Raw genomic sequence first — 19,068 nt, 5'->3', positions numbered from 1 at the left:
GCGGCTAGGGTGCCGAAAATGAGCAGAGAGGCCCCCACGCTGGAGGACGTCGCGCAGGAGGCCGGGGTCTCCCGCGCGACGGTCTCGCGCGTCATCAACGGCGTCCGCAACGTCGACCCCGGCATCCAGGAGACGGTGCGCCGGGCCATCGAGCGGACGGGGTACGCGCCCAACCGGGCCGCCCGCTCGCTGGTGACCCGGCGCAGCCAGACGGTCGCCCTGGTCGTGTCGGGCGCGGGGGACACCCCCGAGGAGGTGCACAACGCGGTCGCGACCCGGGTGTTCGCCGACCCCTTCTTCGGGCGGGTGGTCAGCGGGGTCGTCGGATACCTCCGCCCACGCTCCATGCACCCGCTCCTGATGTTCGCCGAGTCCGAGGAGACCCGCCGCCAGGTGCTGACCGACCTCCGGCAGGGCAGCGCCGACGGCGCCCTCGTCGTCTCCACCCACGCCGACGACCCCCTGCCCGCCCTCCTCGCCGAGGCCGGCCTCCCCGCCGTCCTCTTCGCCTGCCCCGCCCGCCCCGTCCCCCTCAGCTACGTCGACCTCGCCCACCGCGACGGGGCGGCGCTCGCGGCCGAACACCTCCTCGCGCGCGGCTGCCGCCGCATCGGCACCGTCACCGGCCCCCTCGACGTCGCCGCCAGCCGCGAACGGCTCGCCGGGTTCCGCGACACGATGGCCCGCCGGGGACACCCCGGCGTCCCGGTTGCCGAGGGCGGCTTCACGCTGGACACCGGCGCGTCCGCGATGGCCGCGCTGCTGGCGGAACACCCCGAGCTGGACGGCGTGTTCGCCGCCAACGACCTCATGGCCCAGGGCGCCTGCCAGGTCCTGCGCGAAAACGGCCGCCGCGTCCCGGACGACGTCGCGGTGGTCGGCTTCGACGACTCCAGCGCGGCGCTCGGCTGCCGCCCGGCCCTGACCACCGTGCGGCAACCGGTGGAGGAGATGGCCGCGGCGATGGCTCGGCTCCTGGACGAGCATGTCCGGGGGGTGCGGAGCGAACCCACGTCGCTGATCTTCGATCCGGAGCTGGTGGTGCGGGAGTCGGCGTGAGCGGTGGGTTGTCTCACCAGTGGGGGTCCTCCCAGCGGGCCGGGGTGGGGAGGGACGCCAGGCGTATGCGGTCGGCGTCGTGGGCTGGTATGCGGGCTGGGGTGTGGCGAGCGAGCCAGGTGATCAGCTCGGCACGCAGGGCGTCCTCGTCGTGCCAGGTGGGCCAGGGGAAGTCGTCGTACAGGAGGTCACGTACCCAAAGAGCCGCCGCTTCGGCCAGATACTGGTCGGCCGTCGGGTGGTCGAGGGCTTCCCAGGCCGCGAGCCAGGGGGTGAGGGTGGCGGATGCCTCTGTGCAGAGGGTGAGAAGGGCGTGGACCGGGATCGGCGGGGCTGGGTCGGTGAGGCTGTGGGACCACCAGGCGTGCAGGAACTCGCGTACCGACTCGCGCTGACGCGGGGGCCACCGCAGCCAGTCGCTCCGGGCGAACGACTGCCCGATCTCGCCCGTGGCGTACGCGGGCTCCGCTCCACCGACCAGCGCCCGCCCGAACTGCGGCAAGACGCGGCGCAGTACCGCGCCGTGGTCGTTCCAGTCAGGCGCGCTCCACGTACGGCGCAGCAGGTCCGGGTCGAGTTCCCGGTCCGGGACCTTCAGCAGCGCCAGCTCGTCCGGGCTGCCCCAGTGGCAGACGCACTGGGTCTCGTCGGGGCGGGCGGCCATGCCGTGGAAGGTGACGGCCAGGTCGTCCAGGGCTCGGTCGAGCCGGACCCGGGCGGGGGTGTCATCGAGGTTCGTCATCGTCGGCACAGCCTCAAGAGGACTCCGGCCGGGGCGTCCCGGCCGAAGATCGCGAGCTTACCCGGGGACCGGGGTGTGCTTGCGGGCGGACATGGCGGCTCGGATCTCCCCCGCGCGGGCGCGTACGGCTGGGGCCGGCAGGGGTGCTGGGCCTTGCCAGGGGGACTGTTCGCCTCGGCAGGCTCGGCACATGCCTCCTGGGAGGGCCTCGGGGCGGCCCAGGACGTCGCACTTCGCGCATTGCAGGATGCGGCGCGGTGGGGTGTGGACCGGTTCCGGGGGGAGTTTGTCCGTGAGGCGGCGGCGGATGAGGGCCGCCGGGTGGTGGATCGGGTTCGGGAGGCCGTCCGTCAGGGCTCGGAGGATGGCGTCCTCCGTGGCACCTCGGGCGAACCACTCCGTCAGCAGCGGTGCGAGGTTGGTGCAGTCGGCTGCTGAGAGGGACAGGGCCGGGGTCTTGCGGCCCAGGGCGGCCAGGAGGATGTGGGCCCTGGTGCGGGTGGGCTTCGGCGAGGGCTCCGGGGTGTCGCCCCGGGCGAAGGAGGCCCACCATCCGTCGTCGCGGGCGGTACGGGAGAACCACGATCGGGTGATCCAGCGGGGGCCGGTCCCCTCCGAGTCCAGACGTTCCCTGCCTCGCCTCAAGTGACCGGCGTTCTGGAGGCGGTTGAGGGCCGTACGCAGCGCGCACTGGCCGTACGGGAGTGTCTTGGCCAGCGTCTTCACCGAGATGTCGGCGCCCTCCGGCAGGCGGTCGATGTACGCCGCGATGGCCGCCTCGCGGGGCGGAAGATGCGCGAAGTCGTCCTTGCCGCGCCGGAGTTGGTCTGGCGCGGAGCGCTTGCCGTAGCCGGGGTTGGCCATCGGGGGCGGGAGTACGTGCGCCTGCTGGGGGGCAGGGCTAAGCTTGGCTTCAGCCACGGGATCGAGGTCCGATCGATCTTGTAGGTCAAGCCCCCGCAGGTGTTGGTAGCGCCTGGCGGGGGCTGTTCGTTATGCGGGCACGCTAGAGCCTCGTCACTGTTCGTGGCAAGTCGGTGGCTGCCGGTCAAATCGCCGGGTGGGAGGGTGGGTTGAGACCCACCAACCAATCCTTGTTAAGAGGGCTCGGAGCTCGCGGCTTGAGCCTCGGGGCGGCCCCCGCCTCAGCCGGCCTTGAGGTTCTCCACGAACGCGGCCCACGCCTGTCGCCGGAACGCGAGCGTCGGGCCGTGCGGCGCCTTGGAGTCGCGTACGGGGATGTGGGTGGGGTGGGTGTCGTTCACTTCCAGGCAGTCGCCCGCGCTGCCGCCGCTGTACGTCGACTTGCGCCAGATGACCGGGGCCGGGGCTGGCTCAGGGCTGTTCCTCATGGGCGTAATCCTGTGCCATGGCATCAAGCAGGACAAGGGACTTGGCTGGTGAGAGGGCGCAGGCCGCAAGCAGCTCGAAGGTGCGCCGATGGTGCCTGACGGTGGTGGGGTCGTCTTCGAGGCGCCCGGTGCCGACTCCCTCGAAGTAGAGGAGTGGTGGCGCGCCCTCGAAGTCCATCAGTTTGATGGAGCCCTCCATCGCCGTGTGTGCTCCGGCCTCGAACGGAAGGATCTGCACGATGGCGCGATGCTGTCGAGCCACGTCGGCTACGTGGCGGAGCGCCTCCGCCATCACTGCTCTGCCGCCCGTCACCCGGCGCAGGGCCGCCTCGTCAATCACGACCCACAACAACAGGTCCGTTGGATCGGCTAGGAGAGCCGCCCGCTCCATGCGGGTCGACACCAGCTCGTCGAGTTTCCGTTCCGGCTCGGTCGGTCGATAGGCGCGGAATACTGCTCGTGCGTACGCGGGGGTCTGGAGCAGGCCGGGGATCAGCAGAGGCGTGAATTGCCTGACCGCAGTGGCCTGCGCTTCTGCTTCCGCAGCTTCGGCGAAGTGCTCCGGGTGCTTCGACTTGGCCGCAGCGACGCAGTTCCGCGCGAAGAAGTCCCCCGTGTCCAGCGCCTCGTCCAGCATGCGCGCGTACTCCGGCTGCATCCGCCGCGTCCCGGCCTCCAGTTGGCCGATGAACGAGCCGCTCACGAAGAGGACCTGGCCCAACTGCTCCTGGCTCAATCCCTTCCGCTCCCGCGCATGGCGCAACTCCGCGCCGATCATCGCTCGTGGTGACGACGACGGGTCGAGGTCCTTCGGTCCGGGCATCGTTGCTCCTGTCCCACAGGCGAGGTTGTTGGTGCCGCCTCCCTGGCCAGGCTAGAAGCGGGACGACCACTCTGTGTGCGGAACAGGAACACTCAGCGTGGAGGCGGAACATGACGGATACGGCTGACCAGGCGGTCGAGCGGCTGCGTGCCGCCCTGCGGGACGCGGGCATCGTGCTGCCGTCGCTTCGTGTCGACCCCGTGACGGAGGTCTACGGCGGCCGTAACACCCTCGTGGACCTCGGGAGCTGCAACCTGGACGTCGCCGCCCGTCTGGCCGCCGTGCTCGTGGAGCGGGCGGGTGGGTGACGAGGAGGGGCCGGCCCCCGGGTCGTACGCCCTCGACGTCCGGGACGGGCGGCTCGGTGAGGTCATGGGGCAGGTCGGCGGCCGGGTTCAGTTGCGGCCCCTCGGGGGCGGCCGGGAGTGGGACGTACCGCCGGAACACCTCGGCGAAGCCGCCCCCGCCGACGTGCTCCGCGAGCGCGTCCGGCTGCTGAACCGGGACGCCCGGCGGCGGGTCGAGCTGGGCTGAGAGGTGGGCGTGGTGGGGGTCACACGGACCCGGTCCGCCGGGGCGGAATGCGGAGCCGGGTGGACCAGTTGTTTCACTAGGTGCACCATTGCGTGCACACATACCAGCCGGTCTACCCGACACCGTTCTTCCGAGGAGCCCCTCACGTGACCGTCACGACGTCCGCCGCCAGCCGCGCGGCCCAGCTCCTGTCCCGCCCGATCACGCTGAACGGCCTCACCGTGCCGAACCGGATCGCGATGGCGCCGATGACCCGGATGTTCTCCCCGGGCGGCATCCCCGGTGAGGACGTGGTGTCGTACTACTCCCGCCGTGCCGCGAACGGCGTCGGCCTGATCGTCACCGAGGGTACGTACGTCGGGCACGACTCGGCCGGCCAGAGCGACAGCGTGCCGCGCTTCCATGGCGAGGAGCAGCTCGCGGGCTGGGAGAAGGTCGCGCGCGAGGTGCACGCGGCGGGCGGCACGATCGTCCCGCAGCTCTGGCACATCGGCATGGTCCGCCGTCAGGGCGAGCCGCCGTTCGCGGACGCTCCCGCCATGGGCCCGTCCGGCGTGCACAAGGCGGGTGCCGAGCCCAAGGGCCAGGCCATGACGCAGTCCGACATCGACGACGTGATCGGCGCCTTCGCGCAGGCCGCCGCCGATGCCGAGCGCATCGGCTTCGACGGGGTCGAGATCCACGGCGCCCACGGCTACCTGCTGGACCAGTTCCTGTGGGAGGGCATGAACCGCCGTACCGACGGCTATGGCGGCGACCCGGTCGCCCGCGCGCAGTTCGCAGCGGAGGTCGTCGCGGCCGTGCGCGAGCGCGTGTCCGCCGAGTTCCCGGTCATCTTCCGCTACTCGCAGTGGAAGCAGCAGGACTACACGGCGCGTCTCGCCGAGACCCCGGAGGAGCTGGAGGCGATCCTCGCCCCGATCTCCGCCGCCGGTGCGGACGTCTTCCACGCCTCCACCCGCCGCTACTGGGAGCCCGAGTTCGAGGGCTCCGACCTCAACCTGGCCGGCTGGACCAAGAAGATCACCGGCAAGCCGGTCATCACCGTCGGCTCGGTCGGCCTGGACGGCGACTTCACGGGTGCGTTCCAGGGCGAGGGCTCCCCGGTCAAGAACATCGACGACCTCCTGGACGGCTTCGAGCGCGACGAGTACGACATGGTCGCCATCGGCCGCGCGCTGCTCCAGGACCCGGAGTGGGCCGCGAAGGTGCTGTCCGGCCGGTACGACGAGCTGAAGGCGTACGACGCCGCTTCGCTGGGTTCCCTCAGCTGAGGCATTCCCGCCAAGGCGCCGGGTGGGTCGACTCCCGCCCGGCGCCTTTGCGTTCACTTCTCCGGGTCCACGGCGGCCAGCCGTACCGTGCCGTCCTCCGCCACCGACCAGCCGGGGTTGTGGCAGATCTCCCAGCGGTGGCCGTCCGGGTCGGTGAAGTAGGCGTGGTAGCCGCCGAAGGCCGCCCGCTGGGGCTCCTTGAGGACGTTCGCCCCGGCCTCGCGGGCGCGGGCCACGGCCTCGTCGACCTCCGCGGGGGAGCCGAGGTTGCGGGCGAGGGTGAAGGGGGTGCCGGGGGTGGCCGGGGCGCCGGTGTCGGCGGCCAGGTCGGCCAGCGGGAACAGGGCCAGCGCCACGCCCTTGCCGACCTGGTAGAAGACCACCTCGTCCAGGTCGAGCAGCGGGGTCCAGCCGAGGCCCTCGCTGTAGAAGCGGCGGCTCGTCGCGAGATCCTCGACGCCCAGGGTCACCATGCTGAGCTGCTGGTCCATGTCCATGCCGCTGCCTCCGGCTAGAGGTTGCCCATCGGTTCGACGTCCACCTGGGTGGGGGTGCCCCAGACGCGGAGCACCTCGTAGTCGGTGAACTCGTGGACCAGACGGTAGGCCATCGCCGGGCGCGAACCCCGGCGGGCGGCGGCGAGGTACGCCTCCGCCTCGCGGCGGTCCCTCCGGGGGGTGCCGCAGAGCTGCCACTCGCGGCCGTTCCACGCCTCGGGGAGCCAGCGCTGCTGGGGCTCGGGGCGGTCGGCGCGGACGCCGTACCGGGAGGGGGCGGTCGCGGGGGCCTCCGGGCCGCGGCCCTGGCCGCCGTACTCCGCGCGGCGGGCGGCCCTTCTGCGGGTCTCGCACAGCAGGCACAGGTCCGCCGCGCTCTTGTCCACGGGGCCCTGCGGGTGCTCCGCGCAGCGGGTGGTGGGGGCGCCGGCCGAGACGCTCTCGTCCAGCAGGTCCAGCGCGCGGCGCAGATCGGCCTTGACCTCGTGCAGCCGGGAGTCCGGGGTGTCGGCGGACAGCGCGTCCCCGTGCTCCCCGACGAGCCGGAGAGCGCGGCCTAGCGCGGTGAGCTGGGCGTGATTCATGCCTCCAGCTTCTCACCCGCGCGCCGGGACTCCGGATGCGCGAGGATCGGGCCGCAGTACGTTTCCGCGACCCCTTCTGGAGGGCACCCGTGAGGATCAACCTGGCCAGCGTCTTCGTCGACGACCAGGAGAAGGCGCTGCGCTTCTACACCGAGGTGCTGGGCTTCGTGCGGAAGGCCGACGTGCCGCTCGGCGAGTACCGGTGGCTGACCGTGGTCTCGCCCGAGCAGCCCGACGGCACCGAGCTGCTGCTGGAGCCGGACGCCCACCCCGCGGCCAGGCCGTACACCACGGCCCTGCGCGGCGACGGCATCCCGGCCACCTCCTTCGCCGTGGACGACGTGCGCGCCGAGTACGAGCGGCTGCGCGGGCTCGGGGTGCGCTTCACCCAGGAGCCGGTGGCGGCGGGGCCGGTGACCGTCGCGGTGCTGGACGACACCTGCGGCAATCTGATCCAGCTCGCGCAGTACTCCTAACCGTGGTGCAGCAGGCTTCCCTTGCCACAGGCGGGGGCCTGTTCGGCCATCGGGAGCGGGGAGACCGCCTTGACCACCGGGACCACGGTGAGGTCCGCCGCGCAGGCGGTGGTGTCCTCGGCCGTCCAGCGGTCGTCGGCGGGGGCGGCGTGGGCGGGGGCGGCCAGGGCGGCGGAGGACGCGGCGACGGCGAGGGTGGCTAGCAGCAGCTTCTTCATGTCAGGGGCAACGACGGGGAGGGGCGGGCGTCACGCGGAGCCGGCGGGTGTCCGGTCGGTGACCGGCGGGGTCGTACCCCTCGCCGTACCTCTCGGGAAGCCGAAGGCGAGGGTCGCCGCGAAGCCCACCGCGTACGCCGTCAGGAGGCCGCCCGCGTAGATGGCGATGGCCGGTGCCGGGCCCTTATCGCCGGTGAGGAGGGGGAAGAGGGCCCAGCCGGAGGGGCCGATGGCGGTGGCGCCGACCTTCTCGCCGAGCATGGCGAAGAACCCGACGAACCCGCCGCCCGCCGCCCCGCCCACGCAGGCGGTGACGAAGGGGCGGCCGAGGGGGAGCGAGACGCCGTAGATCAGGGGTTCCCCTACGCCCAGCAGGCCCGCCGGGAGTGCCGAGCGGATCGTGGCGCGCAGGGTGGTGTCGTGGCGCAGCCGTACGTACACCGCGAGCGCGCCGCCGACCTGGCCCGCGCCGGCCATGGCCAGCAGGGGGAGGAGGACCGTGTAGCCCTGCTGCTCGATCAGGGTGGTGTGGATGGGGATCAGGGCCTGGTGCAGGCCGAGCATCACCAGGGGGAGGAACAGCCCGCCGAGGATCAGGCCCGCGAACGGGCCGGTGGTGGTGAGCAGCCAGTTCGCGCCGGTGCCGATCGCGGTGGCCACGGCTCCGGCCGCGTACATGAGGCCGTACAGGGTGGCGAGGCCCGCGACCAGGACGGTGACGGTGGGGGTGAGCAGGACGTCCAGCGCGCCGGGCAGGCGTCCCCGGCACCACTTCTCGATCCGGGTCGCGAGCAGGGCGGCGGCGAGTGCGCCGAGGACCCCGCCCTGGCCGGGGGAGAGGTGCACACCGAAGGCGGTCACCTTCGCCACGCCCGGATAGACGATCACGGCGGCCACGGCACCGCCCAGGACCGGGGTGCCGCCGAACTCCTTCGCGGTCAGGTAGCCGACGAACACCGCGATCAGGGCCATGAACCCGGAGGCGATGGCGGCCAGGGCCGGGGTGAGTCCGGGCAGCCAGCCGGCGTTCGTGAGCAGGCCGCCCACACCGGCGAGGATGCCGCAGCCGATGAGAGCGGGGATGAGGGGGACGAAGACGTTGGCGACGCGGCGGAGGGAGACGGCGAGGGGCCCTTTCCGCGGGGCGCGGTCGGACCCCTTGCCCGCGTCGACGGCGCTCGCCTCCTGCCGTACGCCCCCGGCGCGCGCCCCCGCGGCGAGCTGCCGCTCCACCTCCGCCGTGACCGTGTCCACCACGCCCGGCCCCAGCACCACCTGGAGCGACGGCGTCCCGGCCCCGATCACCCCGAGCACGCCCGGCAGCGCGCGCAGCGCCCCCTCGTCCACGGCGGCCGGGTCGGCGACGGTGAGCCGGAGCCGGGTGAGGCAGTGGGTGACGTGACGAACGTTGGCCAGGCCGCCCGTCAGGGCGAGGACGGCGGACGCGGTGTCGGTGTCGTTGCGCACGCTGCCGAGCCTGCGCCACCTTGGCCGGTCCGGCGCGCGGGACTCCTCCGGAAGGCGGTACGCCTACGCCCCCGCCTTCCCCAGCGCCGTCCGCAGCCGCCCGTCGGACTCCTCCAGCAGGCGCGTCGCCGTGGCCCCGTCCACCCCGGCCAGGATGATCAGGATCGCGGTCTTCACCTCGCCGTCCGCCTCGGTGAGGGCGCGCTCGACGTCCGCGTCCGGGGCGCCTGTCGCCTGTGCCACGATCCGCCGCGAGCGGGCGCGCAGCTTGGCGTTGGAGGCGCGGACGTCCACCATCAGGTTTCCGTACGTCTTGCCGAGGCGGATCATCGTGATCGTCGACAGCATGTTCAGGACCAGCTTCTGGGCGGTGCCCGCCTTCAGACGGGTCGAGCCGGTGAGGAGTTCGGGGCCGACGACCACCTCGATGCCGTGCTCGGCGGCGGCCGCGAGGGCGCTGTTGGCGTTGCAGGAGAGGCCCACGGTGAGGGCGCCGGCCGCGCGGGCGTGCTCGACCGCGCCGATCGCGTACGGGGTGCGCCCGGAGGCGGAGACGCCGACCACCGAGTCGTCCGGGGTCAGCTTCAGCGCGTCCAGGTCGGCGCGGGCCAGGCCGGGGGAGTCCTCCGCGCCCTCCACGGAGGTCACCAGCGCGCCCGGGCCGCCCGCGATGAGGCCGACGACCTGGCCGGGGGCGGTGTTGAAGGTGGGCGGGCACTCGGAGGCGTCCAGCACGCCGAGCCGTCCGGCCGTACCGGCACCGGCGTAGACGAGGCGCCCGCCGCGCTCCATGCGGGCGGCGACGGCGTCGACGGCGGCGGCGATCTCGGGCAGGCGGGCGGCGACGGCCGCGGGGACGCCGGTGTCCTCGCCGTTCATCAGCCGGGCGATGTCCAGCGTGGGCAGCTGGTCGATCCCGGCCAGCTCCGGCCGGAACGCCTCGGTGGTCAGGGTGGCCAGCTCGCTCTGGAGGTGAAGGGAGTCGGTCATCTGATGCGGCTCTTTCCGGTCGGGTCCGAACGAAGAAAGCTGGCGGAGAACCTGGGAGAAAGCTAACGCGTCGCGCTCCGGTGCCGGTGGGCCAGCGCCTCGTAGGACGCGGCCAGGGCGGGGGCCGCCCGCTCGTACGTCCGCTGGGCCACGCCCACGAACAGGCAGTCCACGACGAGCAGTTGACCGGTGCGGGAGGACATCGCGGCGGGTCGCAGCTCGCTCTCGCGGGACGTGGCGGTGGTCAGCACGTGGTCGGCGTACTGGGTGACGGGCGAGTCGGGGCGGCCGGTGATGGCGATGGTGGCCGCGCCGCGCTCGAAGGCGGCGCGCAGCGGTTCTATGACGTCACCGGTCGAGCCCGAGTGGGTGATGGCGACGGCGACGTCCCCCGCCCGGAGCTGCACCGCGTTGGTCACCGCGAGGTGCGGGTCGCCCGGCGCGTGCGCGACCAGCCCGATCCGCAGCAGCTTCTGGGTGAGGTCCTGCGCGACCAGGCCGGACGCCCCTATGCCGTACACGTCCGTACGGCGGGCGGCGGCCAGCGCGGTGACGGCCGCGCCGAGCTGGGCGGTGTCCAGTCCGGCGGCGGTGTCGGCGAGGGTCTGCTGCTCCTCGTAGGCCAGCTTGGCGATCACGTCGGTGAGCGGGTCGTCCACCGCGATGTCCGTGGTGATCGCGGGCGCGCTGCCGGACTCCTGCCGGGCCGCGAGTCCGGCGAGGGCGAGCCGCAGGTCGCGGTAGCCGGGGTAACCGAGGATGCGGGCGGTGCGCACGACCGTGGCCTCGCTGGTGCCGGTCAGCTCCGCGAGCCCGGTGACGGTGAGGGCGGCGCAGCCCGCCGGGTCTCCCGCGACCGCCTCGGCCACGCGCTGCATGGACCGCGTCATGGACGGCGTGAGGGTGCGCACCTTGGCGGCGAGCGAGCCGCCGGGACTCCCGAAAGTTTCCTTCACGTCCTGGGTCACCCCTGAAAGATATTTCCGGTTCGGCAGGCGGGGCAAGAGTGCGCACAATGGGTGCATGGACGACGCCGCAGATCCCGTCAGCTCGCTCGAACAGGCCTTGCACGCGGCCCGTGCGCTGGTGCTCGCCGACCTCGTGGCCGGTGACGTGGCCGAGGCGGACGTGGTCTCGCTGGTGGAGGAGTCGCTCGCGCAGCGCCGCTGGTGGGTGGAGCAGTGGCCCGAGGGCGCCGCCTTCGTCTCCGGCCTGGTCGCGCAGGACGTGCAGGACGCGCTGCTGGAACGGAAGGGCCGCTGGCCGCTGTGCCCGGTGTGCGCCACGGGCGACCCGCACGCGCTGGACGTGGAACCGGAGCTGGGCCCCGACCCGCACTGGGTCTGCCACGAGTCCGGCGTGGACGTCGCCCCCGTCGGTTCCCTCGCCAAGGCGATGGACGGGAACACCCCCCAGTGACGGCCGGCCCCGCGTGACCGTCTACATCGACCCACCGGCCTGGCCCGGCCACGGCCGCCTGTGGTCCCACCTGATCAGCGACGTCTCCTACGACGAGCTGCACCTCTTCGCCGCGACCCTCGGCGTCCCCCCGCGCGCCTTCGAACGCGACCACTACGACATCCCCTCCCACCGCTACGCCGACGCGGTCGCCGCCGGCGCGGTGGAGGTCCGCAGCCGGGACGTGGTGCGCCTGCTGCACGCGGCGGGGCTGCGACGACGCAAGGGGTCCTAAGGCCTGGCGTGCCGGCCTGCGGGCGTACCGGCTCGCCCGCGCATCGGTGGGGGCGCGGTCAGCGCTCGTACACGAAGAGCCGCAGGCCGCTCTCCATGCCGTGTTCCGTGCGGGCCGCCTCCTCCTGTTCCGCGTTCGCCCGGTGGAAGCCCGCGCGGGCGAGGACGCGTTCGGAGGCGGGGTTGTCGGGGTGGACGGTGGCCACGATCTGGTGGACGTCGTCGCGGGCGAGGGCCCATTCCGTCAGGGCGCGGACCGCTTCCGTCGCGTAGCCCCGGCCGCGGGCCTCGGGAACGAGGTCGTAGCCGATCTCGACGCGGCCCTCGGAGTCGGGGGTGCCGTGGAAGCCGATGCCGCCGACGGCCATGCCGTCCTCGGTGCGGATCAGGGTGAAGACGCCGAACTCGGGGCGGTGGACGCCCGCTTCGTAGGCCTTGACCAGGAAGCCGGCGGCCTCGCGGGTGCCCTCGTAGGGGGCGCCGCCGAGCCAGGTGAAGCCGCCGTCGCCGCCGAGGCGCAGGTCGCGGGCGGCGGCCGGGCGCAGGCCGGTGAGGGTGAGGCGGTCGGCGGGGATGACGAGGTTGTTGCGCCAGCGCCAGTTGTCCACCGCCGGGCGGCCCGCCAGCTCGCCCCGGCCGGTGGCCCACAGCAGGGTCGGCCAGGCTTCCGGGCCCGGCTGGACGTGCGGGAAGATGGAGGTCAGCACAGCTTCGGCGAGGCTCTCGGCGGGCGTGTACTCCAGCCCGAGGCCCTGGGCCATGTCGTGGGTGTGCAGCAGCACTTCGGCCACGCCCATCGCCGCGAAGCCCTCGCGGTCGGCGCTGCGGAAGGGGTACGGGTGGAAGGCCCGGTCGCCGGGCGGGGCGGTGTTCACCGCGGCGGCCAGCAGCGCGCCGGTGGTCTCCAGGACGTGCAGCAGGCCGTCGTTGCCGGTGCCGTCCTCCAGACGCATCTCGAAGGGTACGTAGGCGTCCCGCGCGTGGCCGACGAGGTTGCCGGCGTAGGCGAGGAGGCACTCGGCGACGTGCAGGGCGGTGACGTGGCAGTCCCACTCCACACCGCCGGCGCGGACGGCCGTCCAGTCGCGGTCGACGGCCGCGCGCAGCGTCGTCACACAGCCGCGCACGGCCTCGGTCACCTGGTCCCCGCTCATCGCTCGCATGGACGGCACCCTAGGGGCGAGCCCCGAGTCAGGGCGACAGCATTTCCAGCTCTCCCGCCAGGTTCCAGCGGGCCGTCGCCTCCCAGTGCTCCGACCCGTAGGGGGTGTGGAACAGCACCGGCAGCTCGAGGAGTTGGCGCAGGACCGCCGAACGCCCCTCGTGGAAGGCGTCGTTGGGCACGAAGTGGTACTCCTCCCGGATCTCGGCCGTGTAGGCGGCGTACGCGGACGGCGTCGAGGCGAGGATCGCCAGGTCGGCGTCGCACAGCACCTGGCCGTTACGGTCGTCCGCCGCCGGGTCGTGGCCGACGGTGAGGCGCACCAGCCGGGCCACCTCCGCGACCTTCGGCTCCGGCAACCCGGCCTCGGTCAGCGCCCGCTCGGCCAGCCGCGCGGAGCGCTCCTCGTTCTCCGACCGGTCCGGCAGGTACACCGCGTCGTGGAACCAGGCCGCCAGCCGTACGAGGTCGGGGTCGTCGGCGTACTCCGCCAGCGCGTCGACCCGGTCGAGGACCGCCGTGAGATGGGCGAGCGTGTGATACCGCCGCTGCGGCTCCTGCCAGCGGGCGATCAGGTTCGCGGCGTACGGCGCGGGGTCCGGGCCCCCGCCCGGCGCGCGGGCGGCGTCGAGGGCGCGGGCGAAGCGGAGCTGGAGGTCTGCTGCGGTTCTTGCGTCGGCCATGTGTCCATTGTTCCGGTGATCGGGGGCGGGGCGTACCCTGGAATTGGACTAGACCTGTAGCCGCCGTCGGAATTGGGGTGCCATGAGCAAGCGTGCGGTCCTGGAGGTGATCGCCCTCGGGGTCGAGGACGCGGTCGCCGCCCAGGCGGGAGGCGCGGACCGGCTGGAGCTGGTCACCGACATGGCGGCGGACGGGCTCAGCCCCGACCCCGCCGTGGTGGCCGCGATCCGCGCCGCCGTGCGCATCGACCTGCGCGTGATGCTGCGGCTGTCGGACGGGTTCGCGGCGGGCGACCTCGACCGGCTGACCGGTACGGCCGCCGGTCTGCGGGCGGCGGGCGCCGACCAGTTCGTCCTCGGCTTCCTCGACCCGGACGGGGACGTGGACCTCGCCGCGGTCGAACGGGTCGTCGACGCGCTGGACGGCTGCCCCTGGACCTTCCACCGGGCGATCGACCGCGCCGCCGACCGCGACGCGCTGCGCAAGCGGCTCAGCGGGCTGCCGGGCCTGGACACCTTCCTCACGGCGGGCGCGGCGGCGGGTGTGGACGAGGGTCTGGACACGCTGACGGCCGAGGCCGCGCACACCGGCACGCCGGGGTACGAGCCGCGCATCATGGTCGGCGGGGGGCTCCGGCTGGAGCACGTGCCGGAGCTGCGGTCCGCCGGTATCGACGCCTTCCACATCGGCGGGGCGGCCCGGCCGCAGGGGTGGGCCGGGCCGGTGTGCGCCGACGCCGTCGGGGTGTGGCGGGAGACGCTCGACGGGGAGTAGCCGGTCCGGCCGGGAATGTTCCGGGCAGGCGGTTCGTTGGGCCTGCGCCCGTGCACACCGCTGTCGTTGGGAGCATCGTGTCCGAGACCACGCAGACCTTCACCCCCTTGCGTACGCAGGCCGAGCGGCTGATCGAGCTGGGGGTGCACGAGATCGCGGGGCTGTCGGCCGCCGAGGTACGGGACGCGGCGGAGGGTGCCGGGGACGGCGACTTCCTCCTCGCCGTCCGTCCCGACCTCGCCCCCGCCTCCGTACTCGCGCCGCTGCTCCGGCGCCGGGACAAGGCCGGGTTCGTCGTCACCGACATGACCGACGTCGACCTCTTCGCGCCGCTCGACGCCATCGGCCTGCCGGACACCCCGCTGTACCTGGTCAGCGGGGTCGACCGGGGCGACGACATGGCCAACTGGAGCCCGGACGAGGCACTTCCGGCGCTCGCCGCCGCGTCCCGGACGCCGCTGCTGCTCACCGAGGGCATCCACTGGGTGCTCCAGCGGCCGGACGTACTGGAGCGCAACCACTGCTTCATGACCATCGGCTCCCGGCTGCGCAAACCCAAGGGCACGCTGGACGCCCGCACCCCGGCACTCTGGATCAGCAACGGCACCGGCCGGGACGGACGAGAGCGGCGCGACGCCCCCAAGGTCGGCTGGTGCTGGGCGGGCAACCGGCATACGTGGCTGGGCATCGCGTCGGGCGAGGGGCGGAGGGGGCTGGAGCCTTAGGGGAAGGTCCGGCCGGCCGACTCAGCTCCCCTGTCCGGACGTTCCGCCCGTGAGCTGCTCGGGCAGTGGCCCGGTGTGCGTGACGATCAGTCCCGACACCGCTCGGGTCAGCGCCACGTACAGCCGCCGCAGGCCCGTGCGTTCGTCGGGCTCGCCGTCCACCACGGCGCGCGGCTCGTCCAGAACCACGTAGTCGTACTCCAGGCCTTTGGCGAGCGAGGCCGGGACCAGGGTCAGCCGGGTCTCCTCGGTGGTCTCCTCGCCGGGCGCGAGGAACCCGATCCCGGCCGCCGTCAGGGCCTCGGCGAGGGCGGGCACGCGGGCGTCGGCGGCGATCAGGCCGGTCGAGCCCTCGTTGCGCAGCAACTCCTCGCAGGCGGAGACCACTTCGGCGACCCCGTCCACCGCGCGCACCTCGAAGAAACCGGGGTTCTCGCGGACGGAGGCGACCGGGGTGAGGCCGGGCGCGATGTGGGGGAGCAGCCGGGAGGCGTACGTGATCACGTCCGTGGGGACGCGGAAACCCGCCGTCAGCTCCTCGATCACGCCCTCGCTCTTGCCGAGATGGGCCAGCGCCTCGTCCCAGCTCCGGGTCGCCCACGGGGTGGTGCCCTGCGCGAGGTCACCGAGGACGGTCGCGCTGCCGGTGGTGCAGCGGCGGCCGACCGCGCGGTACTGCATGGGCGAGAGGTCCTGCGCCTCGTCCAGCACCACATGGCCCAGCGAGTGCGTGCGCTGGATCAGGTCGGCCGCCTCGTCGATCAGCACGGCGTCCGCGGAAGACCACTTGGCCGACTTCACGCTCCGCACCGGCTTGGCCCAGAGCACGGCCTTCTGCTCGTCCTCGTCCAGGATTCCGGCCGCGTGCGCGGCGAGGAACTCCCCGTCGGACAGCAGCCGCAGCACCAGCTTGGCCGGGTCGGCCGGCGGCCAGACGGCCTTCACGGCGGCCTTGACCGCGCTGTTGCGCGCGACCGCGTCCTGCACCCGGTCGTCCGGCGCCTCCCCGGCCCGCTCCATCTGGACCAGCACCGCGTGCGCGATCCGCTGCGGCAACGCCTCGCGCGCGGCGCCGTACCGGATCTCGCGGCCCAGCAACTCGCGGACGATCTCCTCCAGTTCGTACGCCGGGACGCGCCAGCGGCGCGAGCCGCGCACCACCATGACCGGCTCGGTCGGCATCGTCACCTGCGCGTACAGCGCCCGGCGCAGCACCTCGGCCATCCGGGCGTCGCCCTTGGTCACGGCGGCCCGCGCCTCGTCCGTGCCGCGCACCTCGACATGGGCCACGAGATCGTCCACGGTGGCCTGCTGCACACTCAACTCGCCCAGGGCGGGCAGTACTTGCTCGATGTAGTGGAGGAAGGACCGGTTCGGCCCGATGACCAGGGTGCCGGTGCGGGCGAGCCGTTCCCGGTGCGCGTAGAGCAGATAGGCGACCCGGTGCAGACCGACCGCCGTCTTGCCCGTACCGGGGCCTCCCTGGACACACACCGTGCCGCCGAGCCCGCTGCGGACGATCTCGTCCTGCTCCGGCTGGATGGTGGCGACGATGTCCCGCATCGGGCCGACGCGCGGCCGCTCGATCTCCTGCTGGAGGAGCTTGCTGGTGGCCGCCGTCTCCGAGGGGTCCGACAGGTGCTCGTCCTCGTAGGCGGTCAGCTCGCCGCCGGTGTAGCCGAAGCGGCGGCGCAGCCCGACGTCCATCGGGTCCTTCCTGGACGCCCGGTAGAACGGCTGCGACACCGGGGCGCGCCAGTCGATGACCATCGGGTCGCCGTCCGCGTCGTGCACATGCCGGCGGCCGATGTAGAAGCGCCCACCCGTCTCCCACCGCCGCCCTTGCGAGGAAGGCGCTTCGCGCCTCTCTGATTCCTCGGCCCCCTCGGCCCGCTCCGCCCCCGGCGCGTGCAGGTAGTCGAGCCGGCCGAAGAACAGCGGGGTGTCGCTGAGGTCGGCCAGCGCCTTGATCCGTTCGTCGATCTGGCGGGTCAGCACCTGTGCGTTGACCCAGTTCGCGGCGACGTCCTTGATGTCCAGCGCCTCCACGTCCTCCCGCATGGCGCGCAGGGCGGCCCGTGAGTCGGCCAGGTGGGTGCGTTCGCGGGTCAGGGGGGCGCGGGGGTCGTCGAGCGGTTCGGGCGCGGTCGCGGACAAGGGAGTGCCTCCGGTTGTACCTGCTGCGTGGTCACGAGGCCGGATACGGCCTGAAGGGTGCCGTCCGGTTACCGGCCGGGCGGCGGCACTCCGAGGGGGAGGCGGGCAAGAGCGGAGATTGTAGGCGGGGCGGCCGGGGTGGGGCCAATGAATATCCGGGCGCGTCCGAATCCCGCCCGAACCCACTCCGAAGCCGAACGCACGTGCTTGTGCGGCTGATCATGTAGGACATACGTTCGCCGCCATGTCCATGACGCGCAGAAGTATCCTCCGGGGAATCGCCGCCGCACCGTTCGTCGGAGCGGCCGGGGCCGCCCTCGCGCCCTCCGTCGCGCACGCCGCCACCATCGACCCGGCGCAGTTCGCCCTCACCACCCGTACGGGCAACTCCTACGGGCAGTTCGCCGACCTGAACGCGGGCCTGGCGGCCAAGCTCACCAAGGTGGACGCGACCGCCGTCCTCGCCGACACCAACCGCAACGCCCCCCGCCTCACCAGCGCGCCGGGCACGTCCCAGGCGTTCCAGGCCGGCTTCACCTGGGACAGCGGCGACCAGGCCGTCGACTACTGGATTCCGCAGGGCGTCACCACCAGCGCCGACGCCTACGGCAACGGTGTCTACCCTGACAGCGGCAGCAACAAGGCCGTCCTGGTCTCCTGGTACTTCGAGACCGACCCGGACGGCGACGGCACCGACGAATATCCCCTCGACAAGGGCCTGCGGCTCACCTTCGTCAACTACAACTCCGCCTCCGCGCCCACCTACCGCCACGTCCTGCTGGTCGAGCCGGTGAAGACGGCCACCGGCGAGTTCTCCTTCAACCCCATACGCAAGCACGCCGGCGGCATCCTCTGGTACGGCGACCTGCTGTACGTCGTCGACACCTACAAGGGCCTCAGGGTCTTCGACCTCACCACCCTCTTCCAGGTCGACACCACCCAGACCGACTCCTGCGGCCTGGTCGACGGCACCTACTACGGCTACGGCTACGCGTACGTGCTCCCGCAGAGCGGCGCGTACGACAACACCGGCAAGTACCTGCGCTACTCGGCGATCGGCCTCGACCGCGCCAGCACCCCGGACAGCCTGGTGGTGAGCGAGTACTCCGAGGACGGCGCGGTCGACTACTCGGGCACCTCCTGGACCGGCACGGGCGCGCCGACCACCACGCCGAAGGTCGTGCGCTGGAACCTCGACTACACCAACCGCGCGCTGTCCTCGGGCACGCCGAGCGAGGCGGTCACGGTCGCCCAGAAGAAGATCCAGGGCGTCGTCTCCCGCAACAGCAAGCACTACCTCTCGGTCAGCAACGGCCCCTCCGGCGCGGGCGCGCTGCGCACCTTCACCTCGGGCGCCTCGACCGCGAGCACGGTGTGCAACCTGGCCATCGGCTCCGAGGACCTCAGCTACCACACCAGCGGCGCCTCGGGCTGGTCGTTCGCCGAGTCGGTGATCTGGAACCTGAGCGAGTACGCGGGGAAGCGGTACGTCTACGCGGTGCACGCGGACGGCTCCTGAGCCCCTACCCCTAGGGGGTGTGTGCGGCGGTGCGTGAGGGGTGGCTCCACCCACGGGTGCAGAGGGATCGCTTGGAGAACCGACCCGTGGGTGTATTCCGGACTTATGCCGGAAGTCTCACCATGGAGACATGAGCGCAGCAACCCTTCACCCCGCCCCACCCCGTCCGTCCGGAGCCACCGCGGTGGCCGGCGGCGACCACCGCCACCTCCTCGGCGAGGCCCTGCGCGCGATCAAGGTCTACGCGCAGGCCGCCTTCGGCGTGGTCATACTCGGCGAGTACGGCGAGGAGGCGGGCGTCCACCGCAGATACGGGGACGCCCTCGGGGACCCGTAGCC

At 72.9% G+C, this 19,068-nt stretch carries 24 protein-coding genes; 11 read left to right on the top strand and 13 right to left on the bottom strand.

Annotated elements, in window-relative coordinates; all coding sequences use genetic code 11:
• Window positions 1-18: 18 nt before the first annotated feature.
• Window positions 19-1,059 (top strand): LacI family DNA-binding transcriptional regulator, encoded by a 1,041-nt coding sequence (locus EV284_RS28120; protein ID WP_130339015.1) that lies wholly within the window; start codon window positions 19-21, stop codon window positions 1,057-1,059.
• A 13-nt stretch (window positions 1,060-1,072) separates the two neighbouring features.
• Here EV284_RS28120 and EV284_RS28115 read toward each other — a convergent pair whose 3' ends face one another.
• From EV284_RS28115 to EV284_RS28100, 4 genes are all read right to left on the bottom strand, one after another.
• Window positions 1,073-1,801: a hypothetical protein gene (locus tag EV284_RS28115; protein ID WP_130339013.1), complete on the bottom strand. Its 729-nt coding sequence runs from the start codon at window positions 1,799-1,801 to the stop codon at window positions 1,073-1,075.
• Between the two features lie 57 nt (window positions 1,802-1,858).
• Complete coding sequence (locus tag EV284_RS28110; protein ID WP_130339338.1) at window positions 1,859-2,665, bottom strand: hypothetical protein; 807 nt, start codon at window positions 2,663-2,665, stop codon at window positions 1,859-1,861.
• Window positions 2,666-2,946: 281 nt separating this feature from the next.
• Window positions 2,947-3,153 carry a DUF397 domain-containing protein gene (locus tag EV284_RS28105; protein ID WP_130339011.1) on the bottom strand — a complete coding sequence of 69 codons (207 nt, stop codon included), beginning with the start codon at window positions 3,151-3,153 and terminating at the stop codon, window positions 2,947-2,949.
• Complete coding sequence (locus tag EV284_RS28100) at window positions 3,137-3,976, bottom strand: helix-turn-helix transcriptional regulator (protein WP_130339009.1); 840 nt, start codon at window positions 3,974-3,976, stop codon at window positions 3,137-3,139. The genes EV284_RS28105 and EV284_RS28100 overlap by 17 nt, the downstream gene beginning before the upstream one ends.
• A 110-nt stretch (window positions 3,977-4,086) precedes the next feature.
• Between EV284_RS28100 and EV284_RS28095 the strand changes: the two genes are divergently transcribed.
• The 3 genes from EV284_RS28095 (at window position 4,087) to EV284_RS28085 (ending at window position 5,784) form a co-directional block, all read left to right on the top strand.
• Window positions 4,087-4,284 (top strand): hypothetical protein, encoded by a 198-nt coding sequence (locus tag EV284_RS28095; RefSeq protein WP_130339008.1) that lies wholly within the window; start codon window positions 4,087-4,089, stop codon window positions 4,282-4,284.
• The gene (locus EV284_RS28090; RefSeq protein ID WP_130339006.1) at window positions 4,277-4,510 is read left to right on the top strand and encodes a hypothetical protein; all 234 of its coding nucleotides are present in this window, start codon (window positions 4,277-4,279) and stop codon (window positions 4,508-4,510) included. Before EV284_RS28095 ends, EV284_RS28090 begins: the two co-directional genes overlap by 8 nt.
• Before the next feature lie 146 nt (window positions 4,511-4,656).
• The gene (locus EV284_RS28085; protein ID WP_130339004.1) at window positions 4,657-5,784 is read left to right on the top strand and encodes an NADH:flavin oxidoreductase; all 1,128 of its coding nucleotides are present in this window, start codon (window positions 4,657-4,659) and stop codon (window positions 5,782-5,784) included.
• Between the two features lie 53 nt (window positions 5,785-5,837).
• Here EV284_RS28085 and EV284_RS28080 read toward each other — a convergent pair whose 3' ends face one another.
• Window positions 5,838-6,281, bottom strand: a complete 444-nt coding sequence (locus EV284_RS28080; protein ID WP_242625847.1) for a VOC family protein — start codon at window positions 6,279-6,281, stop codon at window positions 5,838-5,840.
• Window positions 6,282-6,295: 14 nt separating this feature from the next.
• Window positions 6,296-6,865: a hypothetical protein gene (locus tag EV284_RS28075; RefSeq protein ID WP_130339002.1), complete on the bottom strand. Its 570-nt coding sequence runs from the start codon at window positions 6,863-6,865 to the stop codon at window positions 6,296-6,298.
• 89 nt (window positions 6,866-6,954) lie between these two features.
• Between EV284_RS28075 and EV284_RS28070 the strand changes: the two genes are divergently transcribed.
• A complete protein-coding gene (locus EV284_RS28070; protein ID WP_130339000.1) occupies window positions 6,955-7,341 on the top strand; it encodes a VOC family protein in 387 nt (128 codons plus the stop codon).
• Here the strand turns inward: EV284_RS28070 and EV284_RS28065 are convergent.
• The 4 genes from EV284_RS28065 to EV284_RS28050 all read right to left on the bottom strand — a co-directional run bounded on the left by EV284_RS28065 (window position 7,338) and on the right by EV284_RS28050 (window position 10,984).
• Window positions 7,338-7,559 (bottom strand): hypothetical protein, encoded by a 222-nt coding sequence (locus EV284_RS28065; protein WP_130338998.1) that lies wholly within the window; start codon window positions 7,557-7,559, stop codon window positions 7,338-7,340. The genes EV284_RS28070 and EV284_RS28065 overlap by 4 nt on opposite strands.
• A gap of 30 nt (window positions 7,560-7,589) precedes the next feature.
• Window positions 7,590-9,026 carry a PTS transporter subunit EIIC gene (locus EV284_RS28060; RefSeq protein ID WP_130338996.1) on the bottom strand — a complete coding sequence of 479 codons (1,437 nt, stop codon included), beginning with the start codon at window positions 9,024-9,026 and terminating at the stop codon, window positions 7,590-7,592.
• Window positions 9,027-9,089: 63 nt separating this feature from the next.
• Window positions 9,090-10,016, bottom strand: coding sequence for an N-acetylmuramic acid 6-phosphate etherase (gene murQ, locus EV284_RS28055; protein WP_130338994.1), 927 nt, complete (start codon window positions 10,014-10,016; stop codon window positions 9,090-9,092).
• Window positions 10,017-10,078: 62 nt separating this feature from the next.
• On the bottom strand, window positions 10,079-10,984 hold the full coding sequence (locus EV284_RS28050; protein ID WP_130338992.1) for a MurR/RpiR family transcriptional regulator: 906 nt from the start codon (window positions 10,982-10,984) through the stop codon (window positions 10,079-10,081).
• Between the two features lie 55 nt (window positions 10,985-11,039).
• Between EV284_RS28050 and EV284_RS28045 the strand changes: the two genes are divergently transcribed.
• Complete coding sequence (locus EV284_RS28045; RefSeq protein ID WP_130338990.1) at window positions 11,040-11,435, top strand: hypothetical protein; 396 nt, start codon at window positions 11,040-11,042, stop codon at window positions 11,433-11,435.
• Window positions 11,436-11,448: 13 nt separating this feature from the next.
• Complete coding sequence (locus EV284_RS28040) at window positions 11,449-11,709, top strand: DUF4031 domain-containing protein (RefSeq protein ID WP_130338988.1); 261 nt, start codon at window positions 11,449-11,451, stop codon at window positions 11,707-11,709.
• Between the two features lie 58 nt (window positions 11,710-11,767).
• On the opposite strand, the gene EV284_RS28035 is transcribed toward EV284_RS28040, so the two are convergent.
• Both EV284_RS28035 and EV284_RS28030 read right to left on the bottom strand, forming a co-directional pair.
• Complete coding sequence (locus EV284_RS28035) at window positions 11,768-12,871, bottom strand: GNAT family N-acetyltransferase (protein WP_242625846.1); 1,104 nt, start codon at window positions 12,869-12,871, stop codon at window positions 11,768-11,770.
• 28 nt (window positions 12,872-12,899) lie between these two features.
• A complete protein-coding gene (locus EV284_RS28030; RefSeq protein WP_130338986.1) occupies window positions 12,900-13,553 on the bottom strand; it encodes an HD domain-containing protein in 654 nt (217 codons plus the stop codon).
• Window positions 13,554-13,635: 82 nt separating this feature from the next.
• Between EV284_RS28030 and EV284_RS28025 the strand changes: the two genes are divergently transcribed.
• Both EV284_RS28025 and EV284_RS28020 read left to right on the top strand, forming a co-directional pair.
• Window positions 13,636-14,328, top strand: coding sequence for a copper homeostasis protein CutC (locus EV284_RS28025; protein WP_130338984.1), 693 nt, complete (start codon window positions 13,636-13,638; stop codon window positions 14,326-14,328).
• A gap of 77 nt (window positions 14,329-14,405) precedes the next feature.
• Window positions 14,406-15,053 (top strand): DUF5701 family protein, encoded by a 648-nt coding sequence (locus tag EV284_RS28020; RefSeq protein WP_130338981.1) that lies wholly within the window; start codon window positions 14,406-14,408, stop codon window positions 15,051-15,053.
• A 21-nt stretch (window positions 15,054-15,074) separates the two neighbouring features.
• Here the strand turns inward: EV284_RS28020 and EV284_RS28015 are convergent, their stop codons facing one another.
• Window positions 15,075-17,210 carry a UvrD-helicase domain-containing protein gene (locus EV284_RS28015; protein WP_130338979.1) on the bottom strand — a complete coding sequence of 712 codons (2,136 nt, stop codon included), beginning with the start codon at window positions 17,208-17,210 and terminating at the stop codon, window positions 15,075-15,077.
• A 250-nt stretch (window positions 17,211-17,460) separates the two neighbouring features.
• On the opposite strand from EV284_RS28015, the gene EV284_RS28010 reads away from it, so the two are divergent.
• Window positions 17,461-18,729 carry a hypothetical protein gene (locus tag EV284_RS28010; RefSeq protein WP_130338977.1) on the top strand — a complete coding sequence of 423 codons (1,269 nt, stop codon included), beginning with the start codon at window positions 17,461-17,463 and terminating at the stop codon, window positions 18,727-18,729.
• Window positions 18,730-18,859: 130 nt separating this feature from the next.
• The gene (locus tag EV284_RS28005) at window positions 18,860-19,066 is read left to right on the top strand and encodes a hypothetical protein (RefSeq protein ID WP_130338975.1); all 207 of its coding nucleotides are present in this window, start codon (window positions 18,860-18,862) and stop codon (window positions 19,064-19,066) included.
• Window positions 19,067-19,068 lie beyond the last annotated feature (2 nt).

Origin of the sequence: Streptomyces sp. BK022, assembly GCF_004217355.1 — a bacterium.
Classification (GTDB): domain Bacteria; phylum Actinomycetota; class Actinomycetes; order Streptomycetales; family Streptomycetaceae; genus Streptomyces; species Streptomyces griseoluteus.
Note: the sequence above shows the minus strand (reverse complement) of the source record. Positions and strands in the feature narration are given on the sequence as shown.

What these genes read in the sequence shown, in the direction of transcription:
- EV284_RS28045 (WP_130338990.1), top strand. Translation starts at nt 11,040, where the DNA reads ATGGACGACGCCGCAGATCCCGTCAGCTCGCTCGAACAGGCCTTGCAC.
- murQ (WP_130338994.1), bottom strand. Translation starts at nt 10,016, where the DNA reads ATGACCGACTCCCTTCACCTCCAGAGCGAGCTGGCCACCCTGACCACC.
- EV284_RS28095 (WP_130339008.1), top strand. Translation starts at nt 4,087, where the DNA reads ATGACGGATACGGCTGACCAGGCGGTCGAGCGGCTGCGTGCCGCCCTG.
- EV284_RS28005 (WP_130338975.1), top strand. Translation starts at nt 18,860, where the DNA reads ATGAGCGCAGCAACCCTTCACCCCGCCCCACCCCGTCCGTCCGGAGCC.
- EV284_RS28080 (WP_242625847.1), bottom strand. Translation starts at nt 6,281, where the DNA reads ATGGACATGGACCAGCAGCTCAGCATGGTGACCCTGGGCGTCGAGGAT.
- EV284_RS28030 (WP_130338986.1), bottom strand. Translation starts at nt 13,553, where the DNA reads ATGGCCGACGCAAGAACCGCAGCAGACCTCCAGCTCCGCTTCGCCCGC.
- EV284_RS28075 (WP_130339002.1), bottom strand. Translation starts at nt 6,865, where the DNA reads ATGAATCACGCCCAGCTCACCGCGCTAGGCCGCGCTCTCCGGCTCGTC.
- EV284_RS28010 (WP_130338977.1), top strand. Translation starts at nt 17,461, where the DNA reads ATGACGCGCAGAAGTATCCTCCGGGGAATCGCCGCCGCACCGTTCGTC.
- EV284_RS28025 (WP_130338984.1), top strand. Translation starts at nt 13,636, where the DNA reads ATGAGCAAGCGTGCGGTCCTGGAGGTGATCGCCCTCGGGGTCGAGGAC.
- EV284_RS28100 (WP_130339009.1), bottom strand. Translation starts at nt 3,976, where the DNA reads ATGCCCGGACCGAAGGACCTCGACCCGTCGTCGTCACCACGAGCGATG.
- EV284_RS28105 (WP_130339011.1), bottom strand. Translation starts at nt 3,153, where the DNA reads ATGAGGAACAGCCCTGAGCCAGCCCCGGCCCCGGTCATCTGGCGCAAG.
- EV284_RS28035 (WP_242625846.1), bottom strand. Translation starts at nt 12,871, where the DNA reads ATGCGAGCGATGAGCGGGGACCAGGTGACCGAGGCCGTGCGCGGCTGT.
- EV284_RS28120 (WP_130339015.1), top strand. Translation starts at nt 19, where the DNA reads ATGAGCAGAGAGGCCCCCACGCTGGAGGACGTCGCGCAGGAGGCCGGG.
- EV284_RS28065 (WP_130338998.1), bottom strand. Translation starts at nt 7,559, where the DNA reads ATGAAGAAGCTGCTGCTAGCCACCCTCGCCGTCGCCGCGTCCTCCGCC.
- EV284_RS28115 (WP_130339013.1), bottom strand. Translation starts at nt 1,801, where the DNA reads ATGACGAACCTCGATGACACCCCCGCCCGGGTCCGGCTCGACCGAGCC.
- EV284_RS28110 (WP_130339338.1), bottom strand. Translation starts at nt 2,665, where the DNA reads ATGGCCAACCCCGGCTACGGCAAGCGCTCCGCGCCAGACCAACTCCGG.